Annotated in this window: 10 protein-coding genes; 1 reads left to right on the forward strand and 9 read right to left on the reverse strand. The window is 35.4% G+C overall.

What is annotated here, in order from left to right; genetic code table 11:
* Positions 1–52: 52 nt before the first annotated feature.
* The 6 genes from EUBIFOR_RS04435 to EUBIFOR_RS04460 form a co-directional block, all read right to left on the reverse strand.
* Positions 53–946: an alpha/beta fold hydrolase gene (locus EUBIFOR_RS04435; protein ID WP_003864746.1), complete on the reverse strand. Its 894-nt coding sequence runs from the start codon at positions 944–946 to the stop codon at positions 53–55.
* 100 nt (positions 947–1,046) lie between these two features.
* Positions 1,047–1,256, reverse strand: a complete 210-nt coding sequence (locus EUBIFOR_RS04440; RefSeq protein WP_003864747.1) for a hypothetical protein — start codon at positions 1,254–1,256, stop codon at positions 1,047–1,049.
* A gap of 51 nt (positions 1,257–1,307) precedes the next feature.
* Positions 1,308–2,651 (reverse strand): MATE family efflux transporter, encoded by a 1,344-nt coding sequence (locus EUBIFOR_RS04445; RefSeq protein ID WP_003864748.1) that lies wholly within the window; start codon positions 2,649–2,651, stop codon positions 1,308–1,310.
* 27 nt (positions 2,652–2,678) lie between these two features.
* Entirely contained in the window at positions 2,679–3,620 is a 942-nt protein-coding gene (locus EUBIFOR_RS04450; RefSeq protein WP_003864749.1) for an L-lactate dehydrogenase, read from the reverse strand.
* Between the two features lie 11 nt (positions 3,621–3,631).
* Positions 3,632–5,008, reverse strand: coding sequence for a sodium-dependent transporter (locus EUBIFOR_RS04455; protein ID WP_003864750.1), 1,377 nt, complete (start codon positions 5,006–5,008; stop codon positions 3,632–3,634).
* Positions 5,005–5,790 carry a glycosyltransferase family 8 protein gene (locus tag EUBIFOR_RS04460; RefSeq protein ID WP_003864751.1) on the reverse strand — a complete coding sequence of 262 codons (786 nt, stop codon included), beginning with the start codon at positions 5,788–5,790 and terminating at the stop codon, positions 5,005–5,007. The genes EUBIFOR_RS04455 and EUBIFOR_RS04460 overlap by 4 nt, the downstream gene beginning before the upstream one ends.
* A 78-nt stretch (positions 5,791–5,868) precedes the next feature.
* Between EUBIFOR_RS04460 and asnA the strand changes: the two genes are divergently transcribed.
* Positions 5,869–6,876 (forward strand): aspartate--ammonia ligase, encoded by a 1,008-nt coding sequence (gene asnA, locus EUBIFOR_RS04465; RefSeq protein WP_003864752.1) that lies wholly within the window; start codon positions 5,869–5,871, stop codon positions 6,874–6,876.
* 10 nt (positions 6,877–6,886) lie between these two features.
* On the opposite strand, the gene EUBIFOR_RS04470 is transcribed toward asnA, so the two are convergent.
* From EUBIFOR_RS04470 to EUBIFOR_RS04480, 3 genes are all read right to left on the reverse strand, one after another.
* Entirely contained in the window at positions 6,887–7,174 is a 288-nt protein-coding gene (locus EUBIFOR_RS04470; RefSeq protein ID WP_003864753.1) for a hypothetical protein, read from the reverse strand.
* A gap of 47 nt (positions 7,175–7,221) precedes the next feature.
* A complete protein-coding gene (gene rpoC, locus EUBIFOR_RS04475; protein WP_003864754.1) occupies positions 7,222–11,115 on the reverse strand; it encodes a DNA-directed RNA polymerase subunit beta' in 3,894 nt (1,297 codons plus the stop codon).
* Between the two features lie 8 nt (positions 11,116–11,123).
* A partial coding sequence (locus tag EUBIFOR_RS04480; RefSeq protein WP_003864755.1) for a DNA-directed RNA polymerase subunit beta occupies positions 11,124–12,713 on the reverse strand: 1,590 nt, incomplete at its 5' end.

The following is a 12,713-nucleotide window of genomic DNA, read 5'->3' on the forward strand; positions in this document are numbered from 1 at the left end:
GTAAAATATCTACTCGCAATTGCGAGTTTTTTTTATCAAAAATGCCAAGGTACTAATCCTTGGCACTATTTATAAATTCATATACATCTTCATAAATCCTTTGATTTTCTTTTTCATTTAAGATTTCATGTTTTAAAGTCGGATACAATTTACTAGATACATTTTTATATCCAACCCCCATCAAAAATTGTTTCAACTGTTCAAATTTATCTTTACCCTGAATGACCGGATCTTCTTGACCTGCAATCATCAAGATTGGCAATTCACCATTCGTAACCTTCCAATCCTTTTTATCAAACGCTTTAACCATCAATTGAAATAAGTTTATAAAACCATTTGTTGTAAATAAAAAGCCACACAATTCATCCGCTTCATACTGATCCACATTTTCTAAATTTTTACTTAACCAACGATTATTTGATTCATATCCTGCAAAAGCCATCTTATTCAACAGACCATTACCTTTCTTTTCTTTAAAGAAAGGTTTTATTATTTTAGCCAATCCAACCGCAAAACTAGCAGTCGAATTTTCTGTAGGAGGACCACACAAAATCAAACGACGAATATATTCATCATATTTTTTTAAGTAACAACGAGCTACCAAAGTACCCATACTATGACTAAATAACGTTACCTCTAATCCAGGATATATATCACGTATGTACTCAGTCACCTGAAATAAATCATCCACAATATAATCAGCATTTTCCGTATAGAAATATCCATAGTCATTCTTTGATTTTACACTACCGCCATGCCCTCTATGATCATGAATCACACAAATATAGCCTCTTTCATTTAAATACTGCATAAAATCAAAATAACGCTCTTTATGTTCGGCCATCCCATGTGAAAACTGTACAATTCCTTTTGGATTTTTACACTCCATTATCGCAATCTCTAACTTTAATCCATCTTGTTTTGATGTAATTTTTTTAATTATCATATTATAGTACCTACATTTCTTTCTTGATTTCATTGTATCAAATATATAATTATCAAAACTATACAAAAACAAAAAAAAGACCATTTTTTAAATGGTCCAACTAGTTTTCACTAATTTCTACTTTTACTTTGTGATCTGCTTCCACATCAAAAGTAATCTTTGCGAAGTCATCTAAATGATTTGTGACAATATTATGAACTTGGTCAAATACTTCGTCCTCTTTTTCTTCAGACTTGCAATCATATTCAATAGATGTAACTGTATGCTTTTTAATTTTTACATCTTTTAATTCTTCTAACATTGATTTCATAGTTATCTACCTCGATATAAGTCTATCACTTATTAAATCCCGTTGTCAAATCTATGCGTGAAGCCAATCTATTCTATGATAATACATAAAGAAAGTAATACTTGATAAAGACCAAGTAATTGGATAGATCCAATATACACACCATATATTATGTACTAACATACCCATAACTGTAAGGCCTGCAACACGCACGAAGCACCAACAAACCATCATAACAATCATCGGAACCATTGACTTTCCTGCCCCTCTTAAAATAGCCGACACACAATGTGAATAAGCTAATAAACAAAAGAAAAATGCACTGGTTTGTCCACGCAATGTACCAAACTGAATAACTTCAGGTGTCGCATCAAAGGCCGCAATAAATTGTGAACCGAACACAAAAATAATCACACCAATCATTTCTGCCAAAGTCATCGAACAAATCATACCAAACTTAGCACCCTTTAAAACACGGTCATATTGCCTTGCCCCTAAGTTTTGCCCAACAAAAGTCGTAAGTGCCATTGTAAAACTAGTAATTGGTAAGAACGCAAAACCTTCAATCTTTGAATAAGCTCCACATCCTGCCATAGCCATATCTCCAAAAGAGTTGATATTCGATTGAACAACTACATTAGCTAGTCCAATAATGGAATTTTGAAACCCACTAGGCAAACCATACTTTAAGATTTCTCCCAAAAACTCCTTATGAATCCTTATTTTTGAAAGAACAATACGATGTGTTCCACTCGTCGTCAATAATAAATATAAACATAGACCTGCCGAAATATATTGCGAAATGATTGTAGCCATAGCCGCAGATCCTACTCCCATTTTAAGAATGGCAATAAAGAATAAATCCAATACAATATTTACAACACTAGAAACAATCAAATAATAAAGGGAGTGCTTGCTATCTCCTACAGCCTGTAAAATACCTACAAAAAAATTATACATAATCGATCCAAACGAACCTAAAAAGTATATTTTAAAATACGTTACAGAAGCATCCATAACACTATCTGGCGTTGACATCCAGCGAAGTAATGTAGGCGTAAAAAAAATGCCTATAAGTGTCATAAAAAAACTTACAATCAACCCAAATGCAACCGTTGTATGAATTGCCTTCTGCATACGTTCTATTTCTCTTGCGCCAAAATAGCGCGATATAACTACTCCTGCACCAATCGCAACTCCATTAAAGAAACCAATCATCAAGAATATAATGTTTCCACTTGAACTCACAGCTGCAAGTGCCTGACTTCCCAAAAAGTTTCCAACAATCAATGAATCTACCGTATTGTATAACTGTTGAAATAAGTTTCCTAATAATATAGGTAACGCAAAGAAAACCATCTGCTTAGGAATCGATCCCGATGTCATTAATTTTTGTCCTTGTGCCAACCCTAACACCTCCTATGTTATAAAAGAAAAGGAAGTTTAAACTTCCTTGTAAAAACTTTGTAGATGGCTACAAGAAGAATCAAATTGTTCTTTTTCTTCTTTTGTCATTTCAATCTCAACAACCTCTTTGACACCTGTCGCATCCAAAATAGCTGGAACACTAGTGAATACTCCATCTTGTCCATATTGACCATCTAAATAAGTAGAAACTGGAAGAACTACCGATTCATTAAACATCAATGCACGAACAATACGTGTTGTACTTGCTGCAATGCCATAACAAGTATTTCCTTTACGATTAAAGATTTCCCAACCATCTTTCTTTACCGCTTCATGAATACTATCAAACATTCCCTCATTCATACGAGTTGGATTGTCTTTAATGATTTGATAAATACCTTTACCACCAACACGAACAGTACTCCATGGAATCATTTCACTATCTCCATGTTCACCTAAAACATACGCATGAATACTCTTTGTATCTACATCAATGCAATCGGCAATATGACATTGTAAACGTGCTGAATCAAGTAATGTACCCGATCCAATAATTTGATTTGCTGGCAAACCAGAAACTTTATAAGCTACATAAGTCATAATATCCACCGGATTCGATACAACAACAATAAATCCATTAAATCCATTTTCCATAGCACTCGATACAATGCTAGTAACAATCTTAGAACTTGATTTTAAAGCCACTAAACGATCATTTTCCTTACCCATTGGAGCGCTAGCTGTAATCACTAAAACATCAGCATCTTTACAATCTGTATAATCCCCTAATTTAATTTGCATATTACGATTCATAAAGGCAATACTATGAATCATATCCAAAGTTTCTCCTTTGGCTCTTTCTGTATTCATATCAATTAAAACAATTTCATCACAAATCCCTTGGTTGATCATGCAGAAAGCTGTACTTGCTCCCACATTTCCCGCACCAACAATTACTACTTTTCTTTTCTTAATCATAATGGCTCCTCCTACAAAAATTTAGAGATATATCCCTGTATAAATATTACCAAAATAATCACAGGAATGATATATGAAACATAGAAACCGACTTGTTTAGGAAAAGAAATTCCTTCTCCACAGTTGGCTTCCTTTAAAAAGTTTTTAAATCCCCATCCATATTTAGATGTACAAAATAAAACATAACATAATGAGCCTAATGGCAATAAATTATTGGATACAATGAAATCTTCCAAATCTTGGATGGTTGAACCAGCACCTAATGGTTGAATAAAAGACAACACATTAAATCCCAATGCACAAGGTAAAGATAGCACAAAGACAAGTACAAAACTTACTTTTATGGTTTTTGAATGGGACCATCCAGTCCATTCCATTGTCATAGTTATAATATTTTCAAATACCGCAATAATTGTAGTTAATGCCGCAAAGCTCAAAAACAAGAAGAACAAAGCTCCCCATACATTTCCAAGCTGCATATTCGCAAAGATATTAGGTAATGTCTGAAAAATCAATCCAGGACCTTGCCCAGGATCTACGTTATACGCAAAACATGCCGGAATCACAATAAAGCCTGCAACCAATGCGACAAATGTATCTAAACATACAACTGTAATAGCTTCCGAAGTTAATTTTTTACTTTTGTCAATATAGCTGCCAAATATCGCAATGGCACCAATACCTAAACTTAAAGTAAAGAAAGCTTGGCAAGTAAAGAAAGCTTGGCCCATAGCCGCAAACACGACTTCTGATATATTTTGCATCTTTGAAAAATCAGGCAATAAGTAAAATTTTACACCCGCCATTGCCCCTGGCAAAATCAGTGAACGTATTGCTAATATAAGCATCAACACCAATAAACACAACATCATATACTTGGATACTTTTTCTACACCATTCTGCAAGCCTTTTGAACAAATGAAAAAGCCAATGCATACAACTAGAAACATCATTCCTACTTGAACAAAAGGATTTGACAACATCAACCCAAACTCATCATTAATTTGACTTGCATTCAAGCCATTGAAATCCCCTATCAACATCTTATAGAAATAATAGAATAACCACCCACATACCGATGTATAAAACATCATTAATATGTAGTTACCTGCCATAGCCACATATTTCATAAAATGCCACTTTGTACCTTTTGGCTCTAATACATCAAAAGAAAGTGCTGCACTTTTTTGACTGGCACGACCTACCGAATACTCCATAACCATAACTGGCAAGCCCAATATGACAAGAAAAAACAAATAAATTAAGACAAAGACAGCTCCACCATATTGTCCAACAATATATGGAAAGCGCCATACATTGCCAATTCCTATTGCGCATCCCGCGCTAATTAAAATAAATCCTAAACGATTTGAAAACCGATCTCTCATTTTTCCAACTCCCTATAAAAATAATCTAAACAACCTATATATTTGCCACTCCACGGCTTCATTCTTCCACAATAATGAATAATCACACTATTTTCTTTTACCCAATCTAAATCCATCTTATTTCTTGGATTTCGTAAATTATAAAAATTCATCATTCTTTCACTCAAATTATACTTTCGATAATCCACAAGTCTTGTCTTATCTCCATATAATGCCGTCAATACATCCTGATCAAATAACACAAGTTTTTTCTTATATGCATTTACATAATTAAGCACATCTTGTTTATTCAATTGTTTACGCAACGCTATTAAATTCATCAACAAGACCCCTGTATTGATATACGGTACATCTTCTTTCAACCCTAATCTTTTCGCATTTAAATGCGTCATATTATCACTTACATGGCTGCAAGCGATATAAAGATTATCCTGAAAATCCATGTTATACAATTCCCTTAAACTTTGAATCACAACAATATCCACATCTAGATATAGAATTCGATCTAACGTATCTGGCAATAAATCCGATGCAAATAATCGATAATAAATTTCTAATGGATATCTTGATGAAGTAGGAAAATCCTTAAAAGATTCTTCCTTGACTTCAATAAAGTGAAAGGTGCATTCTGGAAAAGATCGCACTAAATCATCCTTATGCTCCTGATTCAAATCTTGATGCAAAATATAAAAGTCTATATTCTTATCAAAACGAACGATGGATTGTATACATGTCTTTGTCAAACCTATGAATTTTGCGTTAATTGAAAATAAAATGTTCATAGAATGATTTTATCACAAAATAAATTGAAAATCTTTTCATATTTTGTGATACAATACTTACATTGAGGAGATGATGATATGAAACTTATTATACCTGAAAACTACGATCCAGTATTAACTGTTAGAGAAACACAAGAAGCTATTAAATATATTCGTGATACTTTTCAATACGAATTTGGTAAAGAATTAAATTTATCAAGAATTTCAGCACCATTATATGTCACACAAAGCTCTGGTTTAAATGACAATTTAAATGGTACAGAAAAGCCAGTATCTTTTACTATGAAAGAATTACCTGGTGAACAATTAGAAGTTGTACACTCTTTGGCAAAATGGAAACGAATGGCCTTAAAGAAATATGGCTTTAAACTTCATGAAGGCTTGTACACAAATATGAATGCCATTCGTAAAGATGAAGAATTAGATAACTTTCACTCTACATATGTCGATCAATGGGACTGGGAAAAAATCATTTCTAAAAATGAACGTACCCAACAAACACTAGAAGAGCATGTTCGAACGATTTTTAAAGTCATTAAACATATGGAACATGAAGTTTGGTACAAATATCCTCAAGCTGTTAATCATTTACCAGATGATATTTTCTTTATCACAACGCAAGAACTATTGGATAGATATCCAAATTTGAGTGTCAAAGAAAGAGAGAATGCCATCACAAAAGAACATGGCTGCGTATTTGTGATGCAGATTGGTGATAAATTATCAAATAATGAAAAACATGATGGTCGCGCACCCGACTATGATGACTGGACATTAAATGGAGATATTCTTTTCTGGTATGAACCGCTGCAAAGTGCTCTTGAAATTTCTTCTATGGGAATTCGTGTGGATGAAGATACTTTACTTGAACAATTAAAAAAAGAAAATTGTTTAGAAAGATGCGAACTGCCATTTCATAAAGCGATTCTTAATAAAGAACTACCATATACTTTAGGTGGAGGAATTGGTCAATCAAGACTATGTATGCTTCTACTAAAAAAAGCACATATCGGCGAAGTTCAAGCTAGCTTATGGCCTGAAGACATGATCGATACATGCTTAAAAAATAATATTCAAATTTTGTAGGACAAACGTCCTACTTTTTTATTATTGTTCCATTGGAGTTGGATGCATAATTTCCATATACTAAATCAGCTAATTCACAACCAGATAGTGAAATATTCCCATCACAAACTGTAATTGTTCCATCTATATTTTCACAATATCCATCATATATGAATGCACCATCAAATAATAAACCATCCATGATGATATGTTTGATATCGATATCATCACATATTACACTTACAGTACACTGATTTTTCTTTGTGCTGTTTTTTAAATATGTATAATAGGCTCTTGACAATTCAAAATATTTTTCCATACTATCTCCTAAAGAAAAGGAATAGGCATTCACCTACTCCTTAAATCTTATTCTTCAGATTGGATATCAATTGAACCATTGTCTGTAGTTTCTGCATCTTGTAGAATTGATTCTTCTACTGAAGAGTCTACAGTATCCATCATATCTCTATCGTCAGATCCTGATACTAATTTATCAAATTTTTCAGAATCTTCATTATGAACTTCATTCATACGTGCAATACGTTTGTCTCGAAGTTCTTTTGCCTTTGCAGCTACAATATCGTTTTGAGGACGATCACCTTGACATCCTGTACCTGCAGGAATCAATTTACCAATGATAACATTTTCTTTCAAACCAATTAAGTGGTCAACTTTACCCTTGATAGTCGCATCTGTAAGAACTTTTGTAGTTTCCTGGAATGAAGCGGCAGACAAGAAAGAATCTGTTTCAACAGAAGATTTAGAAATACCTAGTAATACAGGTTTGAAAGTAGCTGGAGTTTTTCCACTTAATAATGCTTCACGGTTAATTTTTGTGATATTGTTAAGTGACAATTGAACACCCACATTTAAGTCTGTGTCTCCACTGTCTACAACGATTACTTTCTTCATCATCTGTTTGATCATTACTTCCAAGTGTTTATCGCTAATTTCGATACCTTGGCTTTGGTATACCTTCTTAACTTCCTTCAAGATATAATCTTGAACTTCACGTACACCAGCAACACGTAATAATTCTTTTGGATCTAATGGACCTTCAGTCAACGCAACACCGGCTTCGATCTTAGCACCGATCTGAACCCATGGACGCATTGATTGGTTCGCATTGATTTTATGAGAAACACTTTCGTGTTCATTTGTGATAATAACTTCTTGGCGCATTGTTCCTTCAATACGTTCGATTGAAGTGATTTCACCAGAAATCTGAGCAATTACCGCAACACCTTTTGGACAACGAGCTTCGAACAATTCTTCAACACGAGGCAAACCTTGAGTGATATCTTCTGCACCGGCACCGGCAACACCACCTGTATGGAATGTACGCATTGTTAACTGTGTACCTGGTTCACCGATAGATTGGGCAGCCATAATACCAATAGCTTCACCAACTTCTACGTCTTTACCAGTAGCCATGTTACGTCCATAACATTTACGACAAATACCTAAACGAGACTTACAAGTAAATACAGAACGGATATACATACCTGTAACACCAGCATCTACAATTTTCTTAGCAAGTTCATCTGTTATAAATTCATCACTCGCAATAATTAATTCACCAGTTTTTGGATCTGTTACATCTTGTTTTGAATAACGACCAACTAAACGATCTTGTAATGGCTCGATAACAGAATTTGTCTTACGATCCATTAAAGTTTCGATCCAGTAACCCTTATCTGTACCACAATCATCTTCTTTGATGATTACATCTTGTGCAACATCAACCAAACGACGAGTTAAGTAACCAGATTCGGCAGTCTTCAAGGCAGTATCCGTTAGACCTTTACGCACACCGTGAGTAGAGATAAAGAACTCACTTACGTTCAATCCTTCACGGAAACAAGAGTAAATAGGAACTTCTATGATAGTTGGAACATATTCGCCAGCACCCGCTTTAGCGTGACCTGGTTTAGCCATTAAACCACGCATACCGGCTAACTGCGTAAAGTTTGACGCGTTACCACGAGCACCAGAAGTCGCCATCATGTTGATTGGGTTTTTACGAGGTAAGTTTTTCATCAATGACGTAACGATCTTATCTTTTTGATCATCCCACATCTTAGATAAATGACGTTCCCATTCTTCCATAGTCAACATACCCTTACGTTGTAAGTGTTTTAATTGATCGGCTTTAACACGACCCTCATCGATATATTCATCTTTGTGAGGAGCCACTTCGATATCGGATAAGGCAACTGTAATACCAGCTACTGTTGAATATTCAAATCCTAATGATTTGATTTGGTCAAGAATTTCAGCAGTTTGATCTGCATCATAACGTTTGAAGACTTCGGCAATAACTTTACCTAAATCTTTTTTCTTAACAGCATCCACCAAAGGCATAGCTTCGATGTATTCTTTAATGTTTTGTCCTGGAGAAACAAAATATTTATCAGGAGTACTTACAAAGTTTTCCTTACTAACCTCATTGATATAAGGGAAATCTTCAGGGAACATAGAGTTGAATACAATCTTACCAACTGTTGTAATTAAATAATCATTTTTATGTTTTTCATCAAATGATGTTTTATGCATGTTACATACAGGTAATGCGATACGAGTGTGAAGGTGAACTTGTTTTGACTGATAAGCCATCATAACTTCATCTTCATCTGTATATACATGACCTTCATTTTCACCAAAACGGTGCCAGTGAGTTGCTTCTAATGGGCAACCAACTTCTTCGTAGTGCTTAGCTTCTGCGAAGAATTCATCTTTCGTTTCTTCCATTGTTAAATAGAAGTTACCCATAACCATATCCTGTCCTGGCGTAACGATAGGTTTACCATCTTTAGGACCTAAGATATTGTGAGAACCTAACATCATAACTAATGCTTCGGCACGAGCTTCTTCTCCTAATGGAACGTGGATGGCCATCTGGTCACCATCGAAGTCGGCGTTGAACGCAGTACATACTAATGGGTGAAGACGCATTGCACGTCCTTCTACTAATTTAGGCAAGAAAGCCTGAATACCCAAACGGTGCAATGTAGGCGCACGGTTCATCAATACTGGATAGCCATCGATTACTTTTTCAACAACATCCCAGATACGAGGATCACGACGTTCGATTAATTTTTCAGCATTTTTAGGATTTTGAGCCAATCCTTGATTTACAATTTCATTAATGATAAATGGTTTAAACAAGTTAACTGCCATTTCACGTGGAATACCACATTGGTACATTTTCAAATCTGGTCCTACGGCAATTACTGAACGACCAGAGAAGTCAACACGCTTACCTAATAAGTTTTGACGGAAACGACCTTGTTTACCTTTCAATGAGTGAGACAATGATTTTAATGCACGTCCACCAGCACCTGTAATAGGTTTTGAACGACGACCATTGTCAATTAAAGCATCTACAGATTCCTGTAGCATACGCTTTTCGTTTTGAACGATGATATTTGGAGTACCCAAATCTAACAATTTACGTAAACGATTATTACGAGTGATTACACGACGATATAAATCATTTAAGTCACTTGTCGCAAAACGACCACCATCCAATTGAAGCATTGGACGTAAATCAGGAGGTATTACCGGAATGTTAGTCAGAATCATCCATTCTGGTAAGTTTTCACTATTACGGAATGCATTGATTGTATCTAAACGCTTGATTAATTTCTTACGTTTTTCACCTTGTGCTTTCTCAAGTGCATCTTGTACTTCTTGGTATTCAGATTCTAAATCTACATCTTGTAATAGACGAAGTACAGCTTCAGCACCTGTTTGAGCTGTAAATCCTGTTGAACCATAAATAGCTTGGTTTTCACGGAATTCACGTTCAGAAAGAATTTGTTTATAAGCTAAACCAGATTCTTTGGGATCTGTAACAATATAACTAACAAAGTATACAACTTCTTCTAATTGTTTAGGTGTTACATCCAACAACAATGCCATACGGCTAGGAATACCACGTAAATACCAAATATGAGCTACTGGGGCAGCCAAATGGATATGGCCCATACGCTCACGTCTTACGCTTGCCTTTGTGATTTCTACACCACAACGATCACAAACAACACCTTTAAAACGTACTTTTTTATATTTACCACAAGCACATTCCCAGTCCTTAGTTGGACCGAAAATGCGTTCGCAGAATAAACCATCACGTTCAGCTTTTTGTGAACGATAGTTAATTGTCTCAGGCTTAGTTACTTCACCATGACTCCATTTCAAAATCGTTTCTGGACTCGCTAAGCGAACCTGAATCGAGGCAAAATTGTTAATACTCATATTTTATACTACGCCTCCTCTTCTTCTTTATTTTCTTCTTCAATATCGTCGACTAACTCTTCCTTTTGAACTTCCTCTTGTAAAGGTTGAACTGGATGAGCATCCTGGTCATCATCATCTAATGTGATGTCAACCTCGTTATTGTTTTCATCTAACAAACGAATATCGATTGCTAGACCTTGTAATTCGTGCATCAATACACGGAATGATTCTGGAACACCTGGTTCTGGAATATCTTTACCTTTGATAATAGCTTCATAAGTCTTGATACGACCTTGAATATCATCGGATTTGATTGTTAAGATTTCTTGTAATGTGTGAGCAGCACCATATGCTTCCAATGCCCAAACTTCCATCTCTCCAAATCTCTGACCACCATTTTGAGCTTTACCACCCAAAGGTTGTTGAGTAACTAAAGAATATGGTCCTGTAGCACGAGCATGTAGCTTGTCGTCAACCATGTGGGCCAACTTAATCATGTACATTACACCGACACTAATACGTTCATCAAATGGTTGTCCAGTTTGTCCATCGTAAAGTACCTGTTTTCCATCGACAGTCATGCTTGCTTCGCGCATTACATCTTGTAAGTCTTCATTTGATAAACCATCGAATACAGAAGTAGAGAATTTAACACCTAATTTACGAGCTGCATAACCTAAGTGGATTTCTAAGATCTGTCCAATGTTCATACGAGAAGGTACACCGAATGGATTCAACAAGATATCCACTGGATGTCCATCCGCCATAAATGGCATATCTTCGATAGGTAAAATCTTAGAGATGACACCCTTGTTACCGTGACGACCAGACATTTTATCCCCTTCAGAAATCTTACGTTTCTGAACGATATATACTTTAACACGCATATTTACTCCAGGAGGAAGATCCGATCCATCTCCACGTTTAAATACACGAATAGAATGAACAATACCAGCACCACCATGAGGTACTTTCAATGAATTGTCACGAACTTCACGTGATTTTTCACCAAAGATTGCTAATAATAATTTTTCTTCTGGACTAACTTCACTTTGTCCTTTTGGAGTAACCTTACCAACTAAGATATCTCCTTCTTTTACTTCGGCACCAACCATAATGATACCGTTTGAATCTAATTTACGAACCGCTGCTTCACTAACGTTAGGAATATCACGAGTGATTTCTTCAGGACCTAACTTTGTTTCACGACAGTCAATATCATATTCTTCTACGTGGATTGAAGTATACACATCATCACTAACCATACGTTCAGACATGATGATGGCATCCTCGTAGTTATATCCATGCCATGTTGTATATGCGATAACAACGTTTTGACCCAATGCCAATTCACCATTTTGCATACTTGGACCATCTGCTAAGATATCCCCTTTTTCAACCTTTTCTCCAACTTCTACGATTGGACGTTGGTTGATACAAGTACTAGCGTTTGAACGAGCAAACTTACGTAATTGATAAGTGTGGTTTTCACCTTCATTATCTTTAACTACAATACGCAAGCCATCTACATATTCAATAACACCATCTTGTTTAGCGACAATACCAACACCTGAGTCTTTGGCAATCTTATATTCAATACCAGTACCAACATAAGG

It is taken from the genome of Holdemanella biformis DSM 3989, from assembly GCF_000156655.1.
GTDB lineage: Bacteria > Bacillota_I > Bacilli_A > Erysipelotrichales > Erysipelotrichaceae > Holdemanella > Holdemanella biformis.

What these genes read in the sequence shown, in the direction of transcription:
- EUBIFOR_RS04435 (WP_003864746.1), bottom strand. Translation starts at nt 946, where the DNA reads ATGATAATTAAAAAAATTACATCAAAACAAGATGGATTAAAGTTAGAG.
- EUBIFOR_RS04440 (WP_003864747.1), bottom strand. Translation starts at nt 1,256, where the DNA reads ATGAAATCAATGTTAGAAGAATTAAAAGATGTAAAAATTAAAAAGCAT.
- EUBIFOR_RS04450 (WP_003864749.1), bottom strand. Translation starts at nt 3,620, where the DNA reads ATGATTAAGAAAAGAAAAGTAGTAATTGTTGGTGCGGGAAATGTGGGA.
- EUBIFOR_RS04455 (WP_003864750.1), bottom strand. Translation starts at nt 5,008, where the DNA reads ATGAGAGATCGGTTTTCAAATCGTTTAGGATTTATTTTAATTAGCGCG.
- EUBIFOR_RS04460 (WP_003864751.1), bottom strand. Translation starts at nt 5,790, where the DNA reads ATGAACATTTTATTTTCAATTAACGCAAAATTCATAGGTTTGACAAAG.
- asnA (WP_003864752.1), top strand. Translation starts at nt 5,869, where the DNA reads ATGAAACTTATTATACCTGAAAACTACGATCCAGTATTAACTGTTAGA.
- EUBIFOR_RS04470 (WP_003864753.1), bottom strand. Translation starts at nt 7,174, where the DNA reads ATGGAAAAATATTTTGAATTGTCAAGAGCCTATTATACATATTTAAAA.
- rpoC (WP_003864754.1), bottom strand. Translation starts at nt 11,115, where the DNA reads ATGAGTATTAACAATTTTGCCTCGATTCAGGTTCGCTTAGCGAGTCCA.